The 20,416-nt window shown below is 67.0% G+C and carries 22 protein-coding genes and 1 tRNA gene; 10 read left to right on the top strand and 13 right to left on the bottom strand.

The annotated features are described in order from the left end of the window. Nucleotides 1-38: 38 nt before the first annotated feature. Both N4G47_RS03200 and N4G47_RS03195 read right to left on the bottom strand, forming a co-directional pair. Entirely contained in the window at nt 39-920 is an 882-nt protein-coding gene (locus tag N4G47_RS03200; protein ID WP_475285155.1) for an SDR family NAD(P)-dependent oxidoreductase, read from the bottom strand. A gap of 155 nt (nt 921-1,075) precedes the next feature. Beyond that, a complete protein-coding gene (locus tag N4G47_RS03195) occupies nt 1,076-1,939 on the bottom strand; it encodes a DMT family transporter (RefSeq protein WP_475285153.1) in 864 nt (287 codons plus the stop codon). Between the two features lie 131 nt (nt 1,940-2,070). Here N4G47_RS03195 and N4G47_RS03190 point away from each other — a divergent pair, with 131 nt between their 5' ends. Beyond that, complete coding sequence (locus tag N4G47_RS03190; protein ID WP_475285151.1) at nt 2,071-3,450, top strand: aminotransferase-like domain-containing protein; 1,380 nt, start codon at nt 2,071-2,073, stop codon at nt 3,448-3,450. Here N4G47_RS03190 and N4G47_RS03185 read toward each other — a convergent pair. Further along, nucleotides 3,389-4,333, bottom strand: coding sequence for a LysR substrate-binding domain-containing protein (locus tag N4G47_RS03185; protein ID WP_475285149.1), 945 nt, complete (start codon nt 4,331-4,333; stop codon nt 3,389-3,391). The genes N4G47_RS03190 and N4G47_RS03185 overlap by 62 nt on opposite strands. Nucleotides 4,334-4,448: 115 nt before the next feature. Here N4G47_RS03185 and N4G47_RS03180 point away from each other — a divergent pair, with 115 nt between their 5' ends. Beyond that, the gene (locus tag N4G47_RS03180; protein WP_475285147.1) at nt 4,449-5,147 is read left to right on the top strand and encodes a glutathione S-transferase family protein; all 699 of its coding nucleotides are present in this window, start codon (nt 4,449-4,451) and stop codon (nt 5,145-5,147) included. 86 nt (nt 5,148-5,233) lie between these two features. Then, nucleotides 5,234-5,908: a class I SAM-dependent methyltransferase gene (locus tag N4G47_RS03175; RefSeq protein ID WP_475285144.1), complete on the top strand. Its 675-nt coding sequence runs from the start codon at nt 5,234-5,236 to the stop codon at nt 5,906-5,908. Nucleotides 5,909-6,052: 144 nt separating this feature from the next. On the opposite strand, the gene smqnr is transcribed toward N4G47_RS03175, so the two are convergent. Further along, nucleotides 6,053-6,700 carry a SmQnr family pentapeptide repeat protein gene (gene smqnr, locus N4G47_RS03170; RefSeq protein WP_409461028.1) on the bottom strand — a complete coding sequence of 216 codons (648 nt, stop codon included), beginning with the start codon at nt 6,698-6,700 and terminating at the stop codon, nt 6,053-6,055. Nucleotides 6,701-6,850: 150 nt separating this feature from the next. Between smqnr and N4G47_RS03165 the strand changes: the two genes are divergently transcribed. Continuing rightward, complete coding sequence (locus tag N4G47_RS03165; protein WP_475285142.1) at nt 6,851-7,666, top strand: DeoR/GlpR family DNA-binding transcription regulator; 816 nt, start codon at nt 6,851-6,853, stop codon at nt 7,664-7,666. After that, complete coding sequence (locus N4G47_RS03160; RefSeq protein ID WP_309339231.1) at nt 7,638-8,771, top strand: MFS transporter; 1,134 nt, start codon at nt 7,638-7,640, stop codon at nt 8,769-8,771. Before N4G47_RS03165 ends, N4G47_RS03160 begins: the two co-directional genes overlap by 29 nt. A 9-nt stretch (nt 8,772-8,780) precedes the next feature. Here N4G47_RS03160 and N4G47_RS03155 read toward each other — a convergent pair whose 3' ends face one another. The 4 genes from N4G47_RS03155 to N4G47_RS03140 form a co-directional block, all read right to left on the bottom strand. Continuing rightward, entirely contained in the window at nt 8,781-10,286 is a 1,506-nt protein-coding gene (locus N4G47_RS03155) for a PepSY domain-containing protein (protein WP_475285140.1), read from the bottom strand. A gap of 11 nt (nt 10,287-10,297) precedes the next feature. Further along, complete coding sequence (locus tag N4G47_RS03150; protein WP_475285138.1) at nt 10,298-12,436, bottom strand: TonB-dependent receptor; 2,139 nt, start codon at nt 12,434-12,436, stop codon at nt 10,298-10,300. Nucleotides 12,437-12,565: 129 nt separating this feature from the next. Then, a complete protein-coding gene (locus N4G47_RS03145) occupies nt 12,566-12,952 on the bottom strand; it encodes a DUF2946 family protein (RefSeq protein ID WP_475289882.1) in 387 nt (128 codons plus the stop codon). Between the two features lie 190 nt (nt 12,953-13,142). Then, the gene (locus tag N4G47_RS03140) at nt 13,143-13,523 is read right to left on the bottom strand and encodes a tautomerase family protein (RefSeq protein WP_180866944.1); all 381 of its coding nucleotides are present in this window, start codon (nt 13,521-13,523) and stop codon (nt 13,143-13,145) included. A 276-nt stretch (nt 13,524-13,799) separates the two neighbouring features. On the opposite strand from N4G47_RS03140, the gene N4G47_RS03135 reads away from it, so the two are divergent. The 5 genes from N4G47_RS03135 to N4G47_RS03115 all read left to right on the top strand — a co-directional run bounded on the left by N4G47_RS03135 (nt 13,800) and on the right by N4G47_RS03115 (nt 16,991). Next, on the top strand, nt 13,800-14,588 hold the full coding sequence (locus N4G47_RS03135; protein ID WP_475285135.1) for a hypothetical protein: 789 nt from the start codon (nt 13,800-13,802) through the stop codon (nt 14,586-14,588). Beyond that, nucleotides 14,585-14,869: a NucA/NucB deoxyribonuclease domain-containing protein gene (locus N4G47_RS03130; RefSeq protein ID WP_475285133.1), complete on the top strand. Its 285-nt coding sequence runs from the start codon at nt 14,585-14,587 to the stop codon at nt 14,867-14,869. The genes N4G47_RS03135 and N4G47_RS03130 overlap by 4 nt, the downstream gene beginning before the upstream one ends. Continuing rightward, the gene (locus tag N4G47_RS03125; RefSeq protein ID WP_475285131.1) at nt 14,866-15,501 is read left to right on the top strand and encodes an SMI1/KNR4 family protein; all 636 of its coding nucleotides are present in this window, start codon (nt 14,866-14,868) and stop codon (nt 15,499-15,501) included. The genes N4G47_RS03130 and N4G47_RS03125 overlap by 4 nt, the downstream gene beginning before the upstream one ends. A 466-nt stretch (nt 15,502-15,967) precedes the next feature. Further along, the gene (locus tag N4G47_RS03120) at nt 15,968-16,375 is read left to right on the top strand and encodes a hypothetical protein (protein WP_475285130.1); all 408 of its coding nucleotides are present in this window, start codon (nt 15,968-15,970) and stop codon (nt 16,373-16,375) included. Nucleotides 16,376-16,427: 52 nt separating this feature from the next. Next, nucleotides 16,428-16,991, top strand: a complete 564-nt coding sequence (locus N4G47_RS03115; protein WP_475285129.1) for a hypothetical protein — start codon at nt 16,428-16,430, stop codon at nt 16,989-16,991. Between the two features lie 84 nt (nt 16,992-17,075). On the opposite strand, the gene N4G47_RS03110 is transcribed toward N4G47_RS03115, so the two are convergent. The 5 genes from N4G47_RS03110 to mltG all read right to left on the bottom strand — a co-directional run bounded on the left by N4G47_RS03110 (nt 17,076) and on the right by mltG (nt 20,293). After that, a tRNA-Val gene (locus N4G47_RS03110) sits at nt 17,076-17,150 on the bottom strand. 116 nt (nt 17,151-17,266) lie between these two features. Beyond that, the gene (locus N4G47_RS03105; RefSeq protein WP_004146965.1) at nt 17,267-17,620 is read right to left on the bottom strand and encodes a PilZ domain-containing protein; all 354 of its coding nucleotides are present in this window, start codon (nt 17,618-17,620) and stop codon (nt 17,267-17,269) included. Next, on the bottom strand, nt 17,617-18,573 hold the full coding sequence (locus N4G47_RS03100) for a DNA polymerase III subunit delta' (protein WP_475285127.1): 957 nt from the start codon (nt 18,571-18,573) through the stop codon (nt 17,617-17,619). The genes N4G47_RS03105 and N4G47_RS03100 overlap by 4 nt, the downstream gene beginning before the upstream one ends. Beyond that, complete coding sequence (tmk, locus tag N4G47_RS03095; protein ID WP_475285125.1) at nt 18,570-19,235, bottom strand: dTMP kinase; 666 nt, start codon at nt 19,233-19,235, stop codon at nt 18,570-18,572. The genes N4G47_RS03100 and tmk overlap by 4 nt, the downstream gene beginning before the upstream one ends. Further along, the gene (gene mltG / locus N4G47_RS03090) at nt 19,232-20,293 is read right to left on the bottom strand and encodes an endolytic transglycosylase MltG (RefSeq protein WP_475285123.1); all 1,062 of its coding nucleotides are present in this window, start codon (nt 20,291-20,293) and stop codon (nt 19,232-19,234) included. The genes tmk and mltG overlap by 4 nt, the downstream gene beginning before the upstream one ends. Between the last annotated feature and the right edge of the window lie 123 nt (nt 20,294-20,416).

The raw sequence follows: 20,416 nt of genomic DNA, 5'->3' as shown, positions 1-20,416 counted from the left end.
CTGGATGCAGCCGATGGAAACCTGCCTAGCGTACGCCCTCAGCTGCGCACGTCCACGCTGGCGCGGGCGATGGCCGGCCACTGCAACGCCACCGCTTCGATGCTGTCGGCGCTGATCGCGCGCAGATCGCGTGGGTAGGCCACATGCTCGGCCTCCTGCAGGCGCAGCGCGTGGAACTGCCCGTTGCTCGCGCGCAGCGTCCACCCGCCCTGCAGGCAGCGCGGCGAGGCGAGGTAGGCCACGCCGTGTGCGACCGCCTCCGGATGCAGTTCATCCGGCTCGCCGTCGATGCCCCACATGCGCGTCTTGGCCACCGGCGACACCGCGTTGACCACGATGCCGTGTGCGGCCCCTTCCAGCGCCAGCACATTGACCAGCCCGAGCGCAGCCAGCTTGCCCATCGCATAGGCGGACAGCCCACGCTGTGCGTACTGCGGATACAGCGCGCGATCAGAGGTGGTGATGACGATGCGTCCGCCACCGGCGTCGCGCATGGCCGGCCACGCTGCCTGCGCCAGCCACAGCGGGGTCTTCGCCGCCAGGCACAGCATCCGCTCCAGCGCCTCGTCCTCGATGGCTTCCAGCGCCTGGTACTCCACCCAACCGGCGTTGTGGATCAGGAAGTCGATGCGGCCATGCTGCTGCAACAACGAATGCAGGACAGCGTGACAACCGGCGCGGTCGTCGATCGGTCCGCTTGCGCCCTGCACCGACAGGCCCTGCGCCCGCAGCGTCTCGACACTGTGCAGGATGCGCTGCGGGTCGCGACCACGGCCATCGGTACCCGCACCCACGTCATGCATCACCACGTGCGCACCGCGCTGGGCCAGCAGGCGGCTGTAGGCCAGGCCCAGCCCACCGGCGGCGCCGGTCACCAGGCCCACCTGGCCCTCAAAGGAAATAGGGGAAATCGGCTGCATCGGCCCAGCTTCAACCAGGAGCGACGGCGCTGGCCAATACCGTTGGCCACCCACCACGATACGCCCACGCTATCGCCAGAAAAGGGGACGGTGGGGATTAAGGCGCAATCGCCCATGAAGTGCCAGGAACGACTTGATCCCCTCCGTCCCTTTTTTCAGCGGCTGAAGCGTCGGGCGCCGGCCACGCAGATCACCGCGCCCAGCGTCACCAGCACCATGCCCAGGCTGACCGACTCGTGCAGCAGCAGTGCCGCCAGCGCCAGGCCGAAGAACGGTTGCAGCAGCTGCAACTGGCCGACGGCCGCGATGCCGCCTTGTGCCAGGCCGCGGTACCAGAACAGGAACCCAAGCAGCATGCTGAACACCGCCACGTACCCCAGCGCCCACCATGCCGAGGCATCCACCGCAGCAAACGAGACCGGGCGCATCAGTACCGTCAGCGGCAACATCACCGGCAGCGCCAGCAGCAGCGCCCAGCTGATCACCTGCCAGCCACCGAGATGTCGCGCAAGCCGGCCGCCCTCTGCATAGCCCAGCCCGCACACCACGATCGCCGCCAGCATCAGCAGGTCGGCCTGCAGCGAGGCCTCGATACCGTTGCGGGCCGCGTAGCCGACCACGCAGGCACTGCCCAGCAGCGAGAACAGCCAGAACGCCGGGCGCGGACGATCACCGCCCCGCAGCACGCCGAACAAGGCCGTGCTCAACGGCAGCAGGCCGAGAAACACGATCGTGTGCGCCGAGGACGCATGGCGCAGGGCCAGCGCGGTCAACAGCGGAAAGCCCACCACCACGCCCAGGCTGACCACCGCCAGCCCGGGCAGGTCTGCGCGCCGGGGCCAGGGCTGGCGCAGCAGCAGCAAAAGCCCCAGCCCGAGCACGGCGGCGATGCTGGCGCGCGCGGCGGTGACGAACCCCGCATCCAGCTGCAGCACCGCCAGGCGAGTGGCCGGCAACGAGCCGGCAAAAATCACCACACCAATGAAGCCATTGACCCACCCACTCGCCGACCGTTCCACAGCTGTGCTCCCGCAATGCCGGGCGATGCCCGGTGGACGTCCATGGAAGCATCGACCGCCGCATCTCCCCAGCTACAATCCAGTACAGTTTCAAGAAACTGTACTGCTCACACTTCCACTACAGTCCCGCCATGAACCGCCCCCTTACCCGCATTGAATCGGTCATCCAGATGGTCCGCAGCCGCATCAGCGCACGGCTGGACGGGCCGGGCTCGCGCCTGCCCTCGGTGCGCGCGCAGGCGGCGGCGATGGGGGTGTCAGTGTCCACCGTGGTCGAGGCCTACGAGCGCCTGGCAGCGGAAGGCGTGATCGCCGCCCGCGCCGGGTCCGGCTTCTACGTCAGCGGCCCGGTGGCGCCGTTGGCCCTGGCCGAGATGGAACCGCGGCTGGACCGTGCGGTGGATCCGCTGTGGGTGTCACGACAATCGCTGGAAACACCCGCCGGCCACCTCAAGCCCGGCTGTGGCTGGATGCCCAGCACCTGGCTGTACCACGATGGCATGCGTCGCGGCCTGCGCCGGCTGGCGCGCGTCGATGCACCGCAGCTGGTCGACTACGCCGGACCGCTCGGGCTGGCCGCCCTGCGCCAGCTGTTGCAGCGGCGTGCGGCGATGCTGGGCATCGACGCGCCGACGGAGCAGATCCTGCTCACCGAATCGGGCACGCATGCCGTCGACCTGATCTGCCGTTTCCTGCTCAAGCCCGGCGACTGCGTGCTGGTCGATGACCCCAGCTACTTCAATTACCACGCCCTGCTGAAGGCGCACCAGGTACAGGCGGTGGGGGTGCCGTACACGCACACCGGCCCGGATCTGGACGCGTTCGCGCAGGCGCTGCAGGCGCACGCGCCGCGGCTGTACATCACCAATTCCGGCCTGCACAACCCGACCGGCGCGATCCTCTCGGCCAGCACCGCGCATCGGCTGTTGGGGCTGGCCGAACGCAGCGAACTGATCATCATCGAAGACGACATCTTCGCCGACTTCGAGCTGCACCCTGCGCCGCGGCTGGCCGCGCTCGATGGCCTGTCGCGGGTGATCCATGTCGGCAGCTTCTCCAAGACGTTGTCGGCTGCCTCGCGCTGCGGCTACATCGCCGCGCGCCCGGAGTGGATCGAAGCGCTGACCGATCTGAAGCTGGCCACCAGCTTCGGCGGTGGCCACCTGGCCGCGCAGCTGATGCACATCGCATTGACCGACAGCGGCTATCGCCGCCACATGCAGTCGGTGCGCTCGCGCCTGGCCGATGCGCGCCGGCACACGCTGCGGAAACTGCACGCGCTGGGCATCACCGCGTGGCTGCAACCGGAAGCCGGCCTGTTCCTCTGGTGCCAGCTACCCGATGGCCGCGATGCCGCTGCGTTGGCGCGGCAATGCCTGCGCGAGGGCATCGTGCTGGCACCGGGCAATGCCTTCAGCCAGTCGCAGCGCGCGGCCGACTATCTGCGCTTCAACGTTTCGCAGTGCCAGGACCCACGGATCTGGCAGGTGCTGGCGCAGGCGCTGCGCTGAGCTGGTAATGCGCCACCAGCGCGTCCACCACCACGCGCACGCCCGGCAACTGGCCGCGACGATGCGGCAGCAGCACGCTGGTGGTCACCTCTCCGGCATGCCACTGCGGCAATACCCGCTGCAGGCGGCCGGCGGCAATGGCCGCCGCACACAGGCTGTGCGGCAACACGGTGATGCCCAGGCCGGCTTCGGCCGCCGCGATCAGCAGCTGCGATTCGTTGCCGACCATCGCCACCTGCGGTTCCACCTGCACGCTGCGCGCGGCCGGCCCGTGCAGTGTCCAGCGCGTTGCATGGCGCGCGGTCAGCAGCCCGGCATGCCCGCGCAGCTGCTCCGGCGCATCCAGCGCAGGCGCGGCGGCCAGGTACGCAGGCGCCGCCACCAGCACAATGCGTTCGCTGCCCAGCGTGCGCTGCACCAGCCCCGAATCCGGCAAGGGGCCGAAGTGGCTGCGCAGGGCGATGTCGATGCCTTCCTGCGTCAGATCGATGAAACGATCACTCACTTCAACTTCGATGCGCAGCCGCGGATAGCGCCGGGCCAACGCGGGCAGGCATGCGGCGAGCTCGCCCTGCACCACCGGAATCGAAGCGCTGATGCGCACGCTGCCGCTGGGTTCGGCCTGGCGGTCGCGGACGATGGCCTCGGCAGCCTCAACCTCGGACAACGCCGCGCGTGCGCGTTCGAAGAACTCCTGACCGACCTCGGTCAGCGCAAAGCGACGCGAACTGCGCTGCAGCAGGCGCACCTGCAGATGCTCCTCCAGCAATGCCACACGCTTGCTCAGGGTCGAGCGCGGCAGGCCCAGATGGCGACCGCCGGCGGCAAAGCCGCCCTGCTCCACGGCAGTGACGAACAGGGCCAGGTCGTTGAGATTGAGCATGCGCAACGTCCACAGATGTGGACTTCAGGATGCCATTCGAATGGCTTCTGTCGCAATGTCCATGCAGGCACGCTTCCCCTACCCGCCGCACCGCGGCTTCAACCGGAAACCTGCCATGACCCCGATCCTCTTCTACGGCGTGCCCTCGGGCTGCTCGTTCGGCTCCATCGTTGCCCTGGAATGGCTGCGCCAGCCCTACCAGCTGTGCCGCATCGAAATGCCCGGCCAGGTACAGGGCGAAGACTATCGCCGCCTCAATCCTCTGGGAGAAACGCCCACCCTGCGCACCGCCAACGGCGAACTGATCAGCGAAAGCCTGGCCATCCTCAACCATCTGGCCGCGCGCGGCATCGCCCAGGGCTGGGGCTTCGCGCAGGGCACGCCCGGCTTCGACCGCCTCAACCAGGCGCTGGCCTACCTCAACACCAGCTTCTTTGGTGCCTATGCCCCGCTCTGGCATGCGCTGGAACATGCCGAAGGTGCCGACGGCGAAGCCCTGCGCCGCTACGGCACGGAAAAAGTACGCCACGTGCATCAGGCGCTTGAGCAGATGATCGGCAACGGCCCCTGGCTGCTGGGCGGACAGCGCAGCCTGGCCGACGCCTACTTCGCCGGCATCGCCCGCTGGAACGACTACCACCAGGTGGTCGACCGCCGCGACTTCCCGAAGCTGCAGCAGCTGTTCGAACGACTCCAGGACGATGCCGGCGTGCAGTTCGCCCACGCCATCGAGGCGCAGCGGACGGCAACCAGCAGCGGCGGTTTCCTTGGCGAGGTGCGGCTGCAGGATGTGCTGGAAGCGGAAGCGGCCTGAGCGCTCACCTGCCTGTGCGGCAGCGGCGCGCAATGCCCTTGCGCGCCGCGCTACAGTGGTATGTCGCCCGTTGCAGGAAACCGCGCATGTCCACGTTCTCCGATCCGCAGGCGGTAGCCCGCTACGCCGAAGGCCCACTGCGCCAGGTGCCGGGCTTTCTGGCCCTGCAGCAGATGAGCCAGTTGCTGCTGGCCGAACGGGTTCCAGCGCAGGGCCGTGTGCTGGTGCTCGGCGCCGGTGGCGGGCTGGAACTGAAGGCCTTTGCCGAGGCGCAACCGGGTTGGCAGCTGCTGGGGGTCGACCCGGCTGCGCCGATGCTGGCCCTGGCGGAGCAGACACTGGGCCCGTTGCTATCGCGTGTGCAGCTGTTGGAAGGCTATATCGACGATGCGCCGGACATGCGCTTCGATGGTGCCAGCTGCCTGCTGACCCTTCACTTCCTCGACGCCGCGCAGCGCCTGCACACGCTGCGCGAGCTGCACCGGCGCCTGCAACGCGGCGCGCCACTGGTGGTGGCCCACCACAGCGTGCCGCAGGATCCGGCCGGCAAGCGGCGCTGGTTGCAGCGCTATGCAGCCTTCGCCGAAGCATCCGGCGTGGCACATGCTGATGCGCAGCGCGCGATCGAGGCCATCGCCGAGCGGCTGCCGTTGCTGGCACCCGAGCAGGAGGTCGCGCTACTGCGGGAGGCCGGCTTCGAGGGCGCAGAGCTGTTCTATGCAGGTTTCAGCTTCAAGGGCTGGGTGGCTTATGCGGCTTGACGCCTTGGTGCAGCCGAGGCCAGGTCTGGATGCGGCGTCGGCCGTCGAGCAAGCTCGACGCTACGAAGGCTGAAGAGCCGTCGAGCACGCTCGACGCTACGAAGGCTGAAGAGCCGTCGAGCACGCTCGACGCTACGGGTGCGCTCAGGGCACCACGGTGATGCCGATGCGCTGCATCAGCAGCGCCACCTGCTGCACATCCAGCGTGGCGCCACGCAGGTTGGTGCTGCGCAGGTCCAGCTCGCCCAGCTCCGAGTTGGTCAGATCGCAGTCGGTGAAGTTTGCGCTGTTCCAGTCGATGCCCTCGAACTGGCCTCCGGAAAGGTCCGAGCCGGCGAAGCTGGCACCGCTCACATTCGCACCGTCCCAGCAGTTCTCCCACAGCTCGCACTTTTCCAGCGTCACCCGCGAAAAATTGGCATAGCGCAGGTTCGATTTCTTGATGAACGCACTGCAGAACCAGCTGCGCGTGGTGATCTGGTTCATGAAGCTGGCGTTGCTGAAGTCCGCGCCCTGCGCGCGGCACTCGCTGATCTCCAGGCCCAGCGCCTTGATGAAGTTGAAATGGCACAGGCTGAGGTCGCAGCTGCGGAAGCTGGCTTCCTTCAGCGTGGCGCCGTTGAAGCGACACCCCAGGCGACTGTCGGCATCGTAGAAGCTGCAGTTGATGAACTCGGTGCCGGTCAGGTCCACGCCGGAAAAATCGCATTCGTGGAACTGCTGGTCGACCACTTTCTGGCCGGTGTACTGGTCCGCGCCGATGCGAAGCCTGCGGTGAACGGTGGGGGACATCAGGGATTCCATGCCAGAAGCGCAGCCATGATGCCGGGCCACTGCCACATTCCAAAGCCCTACGCCGGCACGGGCTCACCCGCTCATCGGCCGCGCCATCGCTCAATGCCTGTTGTTGCACGTTCATGCACGAACATGCACACTCACACCATGAGCTCCGAATCCAATTCCCTCCCCGCCGAGCGCACCCGACTGATCCTCGAGGAACTGCGCGAGCAGGGCCGCGTGGTGGCCGCCGAGCTGGCGCGTCGTTATGCCGTCTCCGAAGATTCGATCCGCCGCGACCTGCGCGAACTGGCCGCCCAGGGCCTGTGCCAGCGCGTCTACGGCGGTGCCGTGCTGCCGCCGCCGAAGGAACGCCCGCTGCGCGAGCGGCTCACCCGCGACCGTGGCGACAAGGCCGAACTGGCCGCGCGCGTCTGTGCCCTGCTGCAACCTGGCCAGGTGGTGCTGCTCGATGCCGGTTCAACCAACCTGGCCATCGCCCAGCAGTTGCCGCCCGAACTGGCACTGACGGTGATCACCAACGCGCCGCAGATCGCCACCGCCGCCAGCCTGCATGAAGGCACTTCCGTTCAGCTGATCGGCGGCCGCCTGGCCAGCGGCGGAGGTGCGGTGGGCGCCGAAGCACTGGCCCAGGTGCAGCGCTTGCGGGCCGATGTGTACCTGCCCGGCCCGTGCGCGGTAGACGGCGACACCGGTGTGTGGGCGATGGATGCCGAAGAAGCCACATTGAAGCGTGCCATGGTGGCCTGCAGCAGCCGTGTCATCGTCGCCGCCACCACCGAAAAGCTCGGCGCCCGTGGCCACTGGCAGATTGCCAGCCTGGACGAGATCGACGATCTGGTGCTCACCACCAGCGCACCGCCGGCCTTGGCCGCGCGCTTCCGCGCCGCCGGCATCGCGGTGCACCCCACTCCCCCTGACCGTACCGCTCATGTCCCTTGCCAACCGCGCGCGTGCTGAACAGCACGCGACCCGCGCTGCTTTCTTCATTCCCGGCTTCGCCACCGCGCTGTGGGCCACGCTGGTCCCCTTCGCCAAGGCACGTACGGAGATCAACGACGCCACATTGGGCCTGGTGCTGCTCTGCCTCGGTGCCGGTTCATTGCTGGCGATGCCGTTGTCCGGCGTGCTGGCCGCGCGCCTGGGCTGCCGCCGGGTGATGGTAGCCAGCAGCCTGCTGATCTGCCTGACCGTGCCCGGGCTGGCACTGGCCGATTCGGCGTGGCTGCTGGGCCTGGTGCTGTTCGTGTTCGGTGCTGCCGTGGGCGCGATGGACTGCACCATGAACGTACAGGCGGTGATCGTCGAGCGCGAGGCACGGCGCGTGATGATGTCCGGCTTCCACGCCTTCTTCAGCATCGGTGGCTTCCTCGGTGCGGCGATGATGACCCTGCTGCTTTCCGCACAGCTGCCACCGCTGGCCTCGGTGCTGATCGGTGTGGCTGCAATGCTGCTCGCGATGCTGGTGTCGGCGTCGTACTGGCACAGCGAGCGCATGCCCCACGACACCCCGATGCTGGCGATGCCCCATGGCATCGTGCTGTTCATCGGCGTGCTCGCGTTCGTGGCCTTCCTCGGCGAAGGCGCGATGCTGGACTGGAGCGCGGTGTTCCTCAGCGACGTGCGTCGCGTCGATGCCAGCCTGGCCGGCATCGGCTATGTGACCTTCACCCTGACCATGACCGTCGCGCGCCTGTTCGGCGATGCACTGGTGGCGCGGGTGGGACGCGAACGCGCCATCGTGTTCGGCGGCCTGCTCGCTGCCAGCGGCGTACTGGTGCTCACGCTGGTCACGCCCTGGCAGGCCTCACTGGCAGGTTATGTGCTGGTCGGCCTCGGCTGCGCCAACATCGCGCCGGCGCTGTTCTCACTGGCGGGCCACCAGACCCGCATGCCCGGCGCACTGGCGATCACCGCCGTGTCCACGCTGGGCTTTGCCGGCATCCTCGCCGGCCCTGCACTGATCGGCTTTGCCGCCAACCACTTCGGCCTGATCGCTGCATTCATCGGTGTGGCCATCGCACTGCTGCTGGTGGCGGTGTCCACGCGCTGGCTGCGGGTGTAGCGCGCGGCATCAACGGCGCCGGCGCCGCAGCTTCATCCGCACCCGGCGGTAACCGATCACCGTAGCGGTCGCGCACAGCGCGGTGCCGGCCATGCTCAACAGCAGCAGCACGCCCAACCGGGCCGTCTCCTGCCGCAGCATCGCCGGCAGGTCCCAGCTGTGCAGGAAGTAGAACAGCCAGCGCCCGACCCGCTCACGATGCCCCAACGTCAGCAGTGGGTCACCGCTGGCCAGATCGACGTAGACGCGCGTTGCTTCGGCATCACCGAAGTCCGCCACCGCTACCGGGAAGCGGCGCACCGCCGCACCGTTCATCGCCTCCGGCACACGTGGATAGAAATAGGCATCGGCTGCAGGCAGCAGCGCGAACCGATGCATCGGCGCGGCGGACATCGCCTGCGCCTTCTGCTGCAGCCACGCCAGCGGCAGCTGCCGCATCATCCGAAGATGCCCTTCGCCCGCGGCCACGATGCGGGTCTCGCCCTGCCCATCCAGCAGCACCGCGAACAGCTCACCACCGATCCGTCGCCACTGGATCTCCACCGGCCGGAAGCGCTCGGCATCGGCCACCGCCAGAAGCTTCGCCGGCTCACCCAGTGCGCCATTCACCGCCACCGCATCGCCGCGATACTGCGCCATGTCGATCGCCCCGCGCGTACTGCTGAACACGCCCAGCGGATTCATCGACATCAGGCCACTGAAGATCCAGGTGAACACGAACGCCGCAGCCGTCAGGCCGATCAGATGATGCCAGCGCATCCACGGCTCGACGTACGGCGTCTTCGCACCGGAACGATAGTGGCCAGCGAAGCGCCAGCGCCACACCCCCACCACGATGCCGCTGACCGCCGCCAGCGTGCACAGCGCGGACAGCACGATCACCGCCCACGTCCACACCGGGTCCACCGACTGCATGCGCAGGAAGTACAGCCAGTGCAGCCACGCCCCCACATAGTTCCAGCGCTGCTGCACATGCGGGGCATCCAGTACCACCTCACCGGTGCGCGAAGACACGTACAGGTCACCCGGCTGCGCACCGCCCACCTCCACCCGGTACAGCGGCCGATGCGCGTCCAGCGCACGCGAATGGGTCCAGCGGTCCTCATCCACGCGCATCGCACCGACGAACGCCGGGCCGCCGGCAAACTGCGCCGCCGAGGCTTCGGCGCGCTGTGCCGAGACCGGCAGCAGGGCCTGCCCGGTGTGCGCCGACCACGCCCCCACGTGGTTGCCACTACGCACCACGTAGGCAGGCTCACCGCGCAGCGTGGTCAGCGCCACGCTTTCCGGCTCCGCCTGCACTGCTGCCGGCAACGCCGACAAGCCAAGCAGCCCGTGCGCATCGCCCAGCACCGGCAACGCCGCCAGCCGCTCGCCCGGCGTCAGCTTCGGGTAGCCCACGAACAGCATCACCATGCCGCTGACAAACCACAGCAGCATCAGCAGGCATCCCCCGATGCCCAGCCAACGGTGCACCAGGTAAGTCCAGCGCTTGGCGGTGGATCGCAGCGACATGGCCGGCGTCCTCAGAAGCGGTGGTCGAGCGTGAACTCGACGCGGCGGTCCGCGCCCAGCAGCCACTGTGTGCTGGTGTAGTACGCCGTCGCGTAGTACGCCTTGTCGAACACGTTGAACAGGCGCGCGCTCACCCGCGTGCGCGGTGCCGCCTGCCAGCTCAGCGCCAGGTCGCTGGTGCTGTAGCCGGGCAGCTGCAGGGTGTTGGCGTTGTCGGCATAGCGCTTGCCGACGTAACGCGCGCCACCGGCCACGGTCCAGTCGGGCAGGAACTGCCAGCTCAGCCACACATTGGCCAGCCGCTCGGCCACGTTCGGCGGCACATTGCCATCGCGCGAGACCAGCACCGCCGGCGAACCGGTGGTTTCCAGAAAGTCCTCGAACTCGGCCTTCAGCAGCGTGGCGTTGGCATCGAGCGACCACTGCGGCGCGAAGGCCCAGTTCAACGAGGCTTCAATGCCGCGCGAGGTCTGCGCCCCTACCTGCACCCGGCGATCGGGCAGCAGCGGGTCGCGGCTGAGCAGCCCGGTCTTGCGGATCCGGTACGCCGCCAGCGTCCACTCGCCACCGTCGAAGGCCTGCTTCAGGCCCACCTCGATCTGCCGCCCCTTGGCCAGATCGAAGGCACCGTTGGCCGGGCTGATCATCAGCAGGCCGCTGACCGGGTCGGCCGCCTGCGAATACTGCGCGTACAGGCTCAGCGTCGGCTGCAGCGCGAATACCGTGCCGGCGCGCCAGCCGGTACTGCTGTAGGTCTTCGAGAACGCGTTCTGGCCGCTGATCAGATCGGTGCGATCGATGCGCGCGCGGTCATGGCGCAGGCCGCCCAGCACCGACCAACGCTCGCTCAGCGTCAGGTGGTCTTCCACGAACAGCGCGTACTGCTCGGCGGCGTTGCGGTAGCGCGGCAGATTCGGTGCATCGCTGGCGAACTGGCCCGGCACCGGATGGAACGGATCGACCGGGCCGGAGCTGCCCGCATAGGTGTTGTTGGTGTGCTTGAAGTGCGCGCGGTTGGCATCCATCCCCACCGCGAAACTGTTGGCCAGACCGCCCACCTCACCCTGCACACGCAGCGTCGAGGTCAGCCCGGTCTGGTCCTGGTTGTGGGTGATCTGGGTGTTGCCCGAGCGGTCGACCAAACCGGTGCGCGGGTTGTAGACATAAGCCTCGGCGTTGCGCCAATCGCGCTGGCTGTCGATCTGGTAGACGCGCGTGCGCCATTCCACCTTCGCGTTCGGCGTCCACAACGCATCGAGCTGGGTCCAGCGGTCACGGAAGCGGATGTCACTGTCTTCCACGTTGTAGTTGCGGTGGCGCAGCGCGTCCAACTGGCGTCCGTCCACCAGCGGCGTGCCGAAGTAGCGCATCGGCTTCTGATGGCCCTGCGCATGGGTCAGGGTCAGCTGCAGGTCGGTACGCGGCTGCCACAGCAGCGCGCCGGAGAAGGTGGCATCGCTGTTGCGGCCACGGTCCACCCAGCCACCGCTGTAGTTGCCACTCACGTCCAGCCGATAGGCCAGCTCCGGCGTCAGCGCGCCACCACTGCCGAAGCCCAGGCGCGCGGTGTCTTCACTGCCCACCGTCACGCTGATCTCGTTGTCGATGGCCCCGCGCGAGGGCTTCTTCGGCACGATGTTGATCACCCCGCCGATCGCGCCGTCGCCGTGGATCACCGAGGCCGGCCCACGCAGCACCTCAATGCGCTCGATCGACCAGGTATCGAACGGGAAGGTGATGCCCACGCCGCCGTACTGGCGCAGCCCGTCGTACAGACGCATCACCGAAGCGCCATCGGTAAAGCCACGGCTGGACAACGCACTCAGGCCGTTGCCCGGATGCGGCATCGCACTGATCGCACCGGCCCGGCTGATCGCATCGTTGAGGTTGCTGTCGCCGCGCTGCTCCAGCTGTTCGCGCGAAATCACCGTCAGGCTGGCCGGCGTCTGCAGCACGCTCAGGCCCAACGCAGAGCCGGCGCTGGCGGTGGATGACAGCTCGCCGCTGCGGGTATCGATCACGCGCACGGTATCCAGCGTGGTCGGTGGTGCTGCGTCGGCAGCAAGGGCAGAAGTGGAGTGCAGCAGCAGCGCGCAGGCGACAGACAGCGCCGCCCGGCGCAGGCGCGCGGAGTTGGGGTTCGTTTTCATTGTTTCACGGCAGGCAAGGCCACCCCGCAGTAGCAGGGCAGCTCAAGGAGTTCGGGAATCGCGCACGCAGTAGTGCCAGGCCATGCCTGGCAGCTCGGAAGCATCAATCCAACGGCGTACGCGCAGGTCTCAGACGGCCATCAAGACCGGCGGCCCACGCGCTCCCAATGTGCCACTGACGCGTTGCGGCAACACCCGCACCGCACCGCGCAGCGCGCGGCACACCGCGGCCATCGGCACCAGCAGCAACAACGCCGCTACCAACAGCGTGATCAACCGCGCTGCGATCAGGCAGTAATCGCAATCCACACCCATCTCATGATCGGCATGGGGATCGGCGGGCGGCTTCGGCGTCGATTCGCCGTGCGGCATCGCCATCGCGTGGTGGTCGTGATGGCCTTCCATCGCGTGCTGTGCGTGCTGGGAATGATCCATCGCCGCCACCGGCACCGCCGCGGCCACGTGCCCGTGCGCCAGCCAGCGGCTCACCAGCGGGGCGAGCAGCACCAGCAGCAGGGCAAGCCAAGCCAGGGCCTGGAACCGGCGGTGGAGGACAGAATGACGCACCCGGCCATTCTACGGGCACGCAGCCAACCTTGGACCCCGTTCAGGGTTTGCCCCCTGCGACACGGTGACGCAGGAGTGCCCTCCCCGCGCACGCCGTCCATTCAGTAGATCCACGCCATGCGTGGATGCTTTTCGCCCATCAACTCACGTACTGGGCCACACCATTACCGAACGACCAGTTTTCCTTCTTCACTTCCACCAGATTGATGAACACATCTTCGCGGCGGATGCCCACTGCCGCGTGCAGGCCCTCGGCAATGCCCAGGTACAACGCCTTCTTCTGCTCCAGCGTGCGCCCTTCGTTCCAGGTGATCTGGATGCAGATGAAATCGTCGGTACGGTCCACGCCCAGGTAGCCGGGGTCGTAGATCAGCGTGCCGGGCGCGTGTTCCTGGAAGATCTGGAAGCGGTCGTTTTCCGGCACGCCGACCGCGCGCATGGCCTGGTAGATGGTTTCACCGACACGTTGCAGGTAGTCGGCGGATTTGCCTTTGCGAAGATCGATGCGGGCGAGCGGCATGGCGGGGCTCCAGAGGCGCGGCGAAGTGTCCCTGCCGATGGGAGCACGCTGCGCGGCACTCGGCAAGGGCTGCGCGGCTGTCGCGTCGGGCCAGGGGTGAACGGGCCAATGTGACTGGCCACCCACACGCCAGTGATCGACGCCACATCCGGGCCGTGCTCGGCATCACGCCCCGACCAACGGCCGGGGTACTCCTACCCTCCTCCTCCTGCGGGCAGGCGCATCAAGGGGAACCGGCACTTCTGCCGGTCACCTGTCCAACCCAAGGAGACCCCGATGAAACTGACGCCACTGGCCCTGGCCGCGACGCTGTGCGCGTTCACCGCACGCGCGCAGCAGGAAGATGACTGCCCCAGCGACGCGCAGATGATCGCCACCATGTCCTTCGCCGAACTTGATCGGTACGAAGCGGACATGCGCAATGAAGAGCCTTCGTTCGAGGAGCTCTGCAATGACGCCACCGACAAGGACGAGGAGGAGGCGGCAGGGTCGCGCCGGCACTACTGCGTCAAGCGAACCGCGCGCTACGTGTCCTACAACACCGACATCGGCGCTGAGGAGTATTCGGACGTCACGATGTATGACTACGCCTACCTTCCACGCACAGGCACCACCTGGACGCATCGTGTGCGCGTGGTGATCCAGGACGTGCTGGGCGAGGCGTCCAAGGGGCTGACCATGGCGCCCTTCCTGTACTGCGGCAGCTGTACCGAAAAGCAGCAGTTCCAGATGATCGGGCTCGGAGGACAGGGTACCTATGACTTCGCCGTGACGCTGGGCATGGATACCGAGGATGGACGCACCAGCCAGAACACCCAGCTTATTCTGAACCGCTTCAACGTGGAGCAGACGCTGATCGAAATGTCGGCGCCGGAACTGCGGTGCGAGAGGCTGGCGAACAGCCACTCTGGTTGTCGACATCCGGATTATCCGGGTGTTCTTGAACTCAGCCTTTCAGACCCGGACGTTGATGAGTCGGCTGCTCACATTCTTGCGGCGCAGGCCGCACTGCCCAACAACATCGGACGCTGGGATCCTGATGTTTCACTGTGGGGAAGGCAATGACGCGCATGCGAAACGATACCGCAAGACTGGCAAATCAACGCGCGAGCAAAATGCTTTGCCTGCAGAGGTTCCCAGGGCAGCCAGGGGCAGGGAAGGATTGCGACGAATATCCCTTCGCATCGACTTATCAGGGTGCCAGTCTTGTGCCAGAGGACCAGATGTCCGTCCAGTACCTGGATTCATCGGACAACCGACGCGTCGGCGGGAAACTTGGCCAGTTCTATTGTGGGAGCGAGCGCATCGTCGATGGTGAAGAGTTCTGGGTGAGGATCATCCCATGAGTACACAGAGAGAACACCCTCGCGTTCCCGCCAGTGCAGATGATTGGCTCGATCTTCTCACCCGGCTCAGTCAACAAGCGCTCTCCACGCTGGAAGAACGGCTCGCCGCGCCAGAAATTGACATGGGCATGCAACCGTTCGCCGAGCGGTACCCGGACAGTCCTTTGGCGGATGTAGCCCGGCGCGCGCTGACCGGAACCCTCGATTGGTGTGGCGTGCCCGGCGCCAGTGAACAGGCCATCGTTGATGCTGAAACGCGCCTTGGCGTCAGATTGCCAAAGAGCTATCGCGATTTCCTGAAGGTCAGCAATGGCTTTGCGATGCCAGGACGCTTCATCGACATCCTGTTGCCCGTCGAGTTGATCCGCCCGTTCGGGCAGGACAACGAGGAGATCGTGCAGATTCGTCGAGAGTTGGTTGTAGATCCGGTGGTGGAAGCGTTCGAGTATCACCTGGACCGCGCCATACAGGTCAGCGGCACGCCGCAGATGGGCGATGACTTCATTCTGCTCGACACCCATCACTCCACAGCACTGAATGAATGCGATGCGCACCTCTACAGCCGTGTTGATATCGATTGGTACGCATCGTTTGCACAGCTGATGGCGGAGAAAGCAACGTTCAACTTGTGACCCCATTGCACCCTCCTTCGGGAGGGTGAACCATCGCACGCTGACGCTTTTGCCCCTTCCTGGTCAGCGAATCACGTCACGTGCGCAGATCGACACTGTCCGGCTTGTCCCTGCGCACACGCGAGGGCGGCAATGGCGCACAGAACTGGAGATGCCCGCGTTGTCGCCGTTTCAATGCAACTTTCCTTACTGACTTGTCAGTCAGGGCAGTTCGATGATGGCCCCGCCGAGGCAAAGTGCCTTGGTCGGGATTGGCGTCTCGAATAAACGAACGAACTTCCACCACTGCGGTTCACGCCGCAGCAGAGAGAATGCACCGATTGCCTTCAATGGCGGCCGGTGCGTGGGGATCGACAGATCCGCCAGGCCTTCCTCTCGGTGGAAGTTCGTTTGCCTTGGTACGCCAACCCGCACCGTCCGCCACCTTCACTCTGGGAGGTGGCTCCACGCCAGTGAGGGTTCTGTCATGACCAACCGCACCGCCGTCCATCCCCGCCTCTACGCTCTGATCGGCGACATCGCCGCCGACGTGCCCGAGGACCTCGCACGCGAGATCGAGTGCGCCTTGCACGAACAGAATCTGCCCGTGCAGTCGCCTGCCTTCTTCACCTGCCTCAATGCCATCAACCATGCCGACGGCGATGACGGACAACCGTGCAGCAGCCTCACCCTTTGCGCCAGCAATCACGCGTCACTGCGCCGCTCGCTGTCCAGGCTCAGTGCATTGCTCGATCTTCTGCAGGCGGGCGATCGAGCGCGCGCCGAGGGTGGACCGGACCAGCAGTTGGGTGCCTTCCACACTGATGGACTGATCGTGGCCGCGCGACAACTGGTGCGCGAGGCGCATCACTGCCTCTCCGGCGGTGACGCCTGACCCGCCCGGATACGCTCCCGCTACAATCGCGCAGGGAACGCAGGAGGCCGCAATGGACGCCGAACACCTGGAGTACTTCAAAGCCGCACTGGAAGGCCGCGCAACCGTGGGTTGGAACGTATGGTTTGCCGCAAACCAGCACGCGCTGGCACAACAGCTGAGCCGCCCTGCACTGCTGCGCTTGAAGTTCAGCAAACTGGATGAAGCCGAACGCCTGCTCGCCGAGGCCGGCATCGTGCCCGGCAGTACGGCGGGCAAACGCTACGAAATGTACTGCGCCCAGTTCTCGGTGGATGTGGTGGATGCGAACGGTCGCCCATTGCCTGCCATCTGGCGCGCGGCGCACGGCGGTGCCATCGGCCTGCTGGCCGAGGGCGAGCAGGAGGCCGGTCAGGCGAAGCTGCTCGCCGAGTTCCGCCGCGTCCGCAAGCGAGGCTTGCAACAGGCCCATGAATGGTTGGCCGATCTGTGCTTTGAAGGCGAGATGGAACTGACCAGCGGCAATGCCGAGGTGGGCCGTGGTCTGCTGGCGGTAGTGGTGCAGGCCGGTAGCGGCCACGACTTGTTGGATGCTACGGCGATGATCGCGCGCGAGCTGCTGGAGGAGCACGGTTGAGGCGGTGCGCGCATTCGGCTGATCTGCTGGATCGCAGGCAACAAAAAAGCCCCCATTGCTGGAGGCTTCTTTCGTTCTGCAACATGGTGGGCGGTACAGGGATCGAACCTGTGACCCTTGCCGTGTGAAGGCAATGCTCTACCGCTGAGCTAACCGCCCGGTGTGTTGCTGAGCCGCTCATTATAGGGGCTTTTCAGAGGCCGTCAACAGTTTTTCACATTCGTGTTCACGGGGGTTTCGAGGTCGCCGCCGGGCATGGCCCGGCGCTACCGGAATCACATCGTATGCGTCGGCTTGTCCGAGCTGGTCAGGCCGGCCAGCAGGGTCTCGATCTTGTGGCGTACGCCCTCGCCTTCGGCACCGTCAGCCAGCTGCACGCCGATGCCGGCGGTGCGGTTGCCCTGCGCGCCGGCCGGGGTCACCCAGATCACCTTGCCGGCCACCGGCAGGCGCTCGCTGGAATCGGGCAGGGTCAGCAGCAGGAACACCTCGTCGCCCAGGAAGTAGCGCTTGGGCGTGGGCACGAAGATGCCGCCATTCTTCACGAACGGCATGTATGCGCTGTACAGCGCGGCTTTGTCCTTCACAGCCAGGGACAGGATGCCCTGGCGGGCGTTGCTGGCACTCATCGATTTCCCTTTGCGGCAGGCCGCTCGTTCACCTTGTTCCAGGCCAGCAGCAACTCGACCACGGCAAGGTCTGCACGCACCGTGGTGCGCAGCAGGTCGCGGGTGCGGTTGGCCGCATCGAACCAGGCTGCAAGCTTGTGCAATCGCTCCGGCGTGGTCAAGGCATCGGTGCTGGCCTGGGCCAGCCCCAGGTCGGCGGCAAAGCGCAGGCGCAGCGCCGCGTTGTCATCGCCGCACCACTTCTGCGCCAGCTCCACCGCACCGGTCTTGCCGGCGGCCAGCTGTTCCAGCTCGCGGCCGACCTCGCGGCGCAGGCTCAGGCCGTCTTCGCGCAGCCAGTTGTCGGCCTGCCCGGGATGGCCGCGCGCGGCCTCCAGCGCTTCACGCGCCGACGCCTCGCTGTGGCCCTGCTGCTGCAGCCAGGCCAGCGCTTCGTGCTGCGGCGGCAGCTTGAACTCCAGGCGCTGGCAGCGGCTGCGGATGGTCTGCGGCAGTCGCGCCGGGTCGCTGCTGATCAGCCACAGGTAACGGCCGGGCTGCGGCTCTTCCAGGGTCTTCAGCAGTGCATTGGCGGCCGAGCGGTTGATCGCATCGGCCGGGTCGACGATCACCACCTGTGCCACGCCGTACTGCGGGGTCAGCGCCAGCTTGTCGGTGATCTCGCGCACCTGCTCGATCACGATCTCGGTGCGCAGCTTGTCGCCGCTCTTGTTCGGAATGAAGCTGACCAGCTGCAGGTCCGGATGCGTACCCGCCGCAATCAGCTGGCGCGTGCGCGTGGCATGCGCAGCGTCGCCACGTGCCAGCACATGGTCGGCCAGCGCCAGCGCCACCTCGCGCTTGCCCAGCCCAGCCGGGCCGCAGATCAGCAGGCCATGGCCGAGACGATCGGCATCGAGTGCCGCCACGGTCTGGTCGAAGGCGCGCTGCTGCCACGGCGAAAACGTGCTCATGCGCCCTCCCCGTCCCGCAGCCAGCGCTCGACCTGCGCGACCACATCGGCGGCCACGCGTTCCTGCACCTGGCCGGCGTCGATCAGCGCGAAGCGCTGCGGGTCGTGCTGCGCGCGGCTGCGGAACACCTCGCGCACGCGCTGGAAGAAATCATCCTGTTCGCTTTCGATGCGGTCCGGCCACAGGTCGCGCCCGTTGGCGCGCGCGCGGCCGACGGCCACGTCCACATCCAGCAACAGGGTCAGCCCCGGCAGCAGGCCGACCGCACGGCGCTCCAGGTCGGCAATCCACTGCGGATCGAGGCCACGGCCGCCGCCCTGGTAGGCGTAGCTGGAATCGGTGAAGCGATCACTCAACACATAGGCACCGCGCTGTAATGCCGGCTGGATCACCTGGCGCACATGCTGTGCGCGCGCGGCGAACACCAGCAGCAGTTCGGCTTCGGCGCTGAGCGGCTCGGCGGCGATCTCGGCATCGGGTTTCAGTACCAGGCCGCGGATGCGCTCGGCCAGCGGTGTACCGCCCGGCTCGCGGGTCAGCACCACTTCGTGGCCGTGGCTGCGCAGGCAATCACGGATGGCATTGATGGCGGTGGTCTTGCCCGCGCCCTCGCCGCCTTCCAGGCTGACGAAACGCGGGTGGCGAAGCAGCGCGGGACTCATTGCGCCGGGGTCTCCTGGGTACGTTGCTGGCGCAGCTGCTGCAGGTAGCGGGCCACTGCGGCGTTGTGCTGGTCCAGGCTGGGCGAGAACACGTGCGCGCCACTGCCATCGCCGACGGCGACGAAGTACAGCGCGTCGCCCGCAGCCGGCTGTGCGGCCGCCATCAGCGCGTCGCGGCTGGGCATGGCAATCGGAGTCGGGGTCAGGCCGGCACGGGTATAGGTGTTGTAGGGCGTATCGGTGGTCAGGTCACGGCGGCGGATGTTGCCGTCGTACGCGGCGCCAATGCCGTAGATCACGGTCGGGTCGGTCTGCAGGCGCATGCCGATCTTCAGGCGGCGCATGAACACCCCGGCAATCTGCGGGCGCTCGCTGGCCAGCGCGGTTTCCTTCTCGATGATCGAGGCCATCGTCAGCAGTTCGTAGGGCGTGTTGATCGGCAGGTCCGGCGCGCGGCTTTCCCAGGCTTCGTCCAGTGCCTTTTCCATCGCGGCATGGGCGCGCTTGAGCACGTCCAGATCGCTGTCGCCGCGCTGATAGATGTAGGTCTCCGGCAGGAAGCGGCCTTCCGGATGCTGGCCGCCGAAACCGAGGCGCTGCATCAGCGCGGCATCATCCAGGCTGTCGGTGGTGTGCAGCAGCGGTTCGGCGCGCTTGAGCGCGGCACGCACCTGGCGGATGTTCCAGCCTTCGATGATGGTGAGGCGGTGCTGCAGCACCTTGCCGGCGCGCATGCGCAGCAGCAGCTCGCGCGGGGTCAGCTCGCCACTGAGTGCGTACTCGCCCACCTTCAGCTTGCCGGCGGCATCGAGCTGGCGCGCCAGCAGCTGCCACTGGGTGTCCTGGCCTTCATCCACGCCGGCCTCGCGCAGCTTGCGCAGCACGCTGTTCATGCCATCGCCGCTGGCGATGACCACGCTCTCGGCGGAGGGGGTGATCGGGGCGTCGGCGAAGCGGGTCTGCTGGTAGAAGAACCACGCGCCCGCGCCGGCCACGACGGCGGCCAGCACCACCACCAGCGTTACCACGAACAGACACCCGCGCTTGGCTCCCGCCATGGACTACCTCTGAACTCGATTCCGTCGTGCAGGATACCGTGCCGGTGGTGTGGGGTCATGACCGGGGTGGCGTCGTCGTGCCGACCAACGGTCGGCACCCACCCGAACAATGGCCCCCACCGG

Source organism: Stenotrophomonas sp. GSD10, from assembly GCF_056172695.1.
The sequence above is the reverse complement of the archived record's forward strand: the minus strand, read 5'-3'. Positions and strand labels throughout refer to the sequence as shown.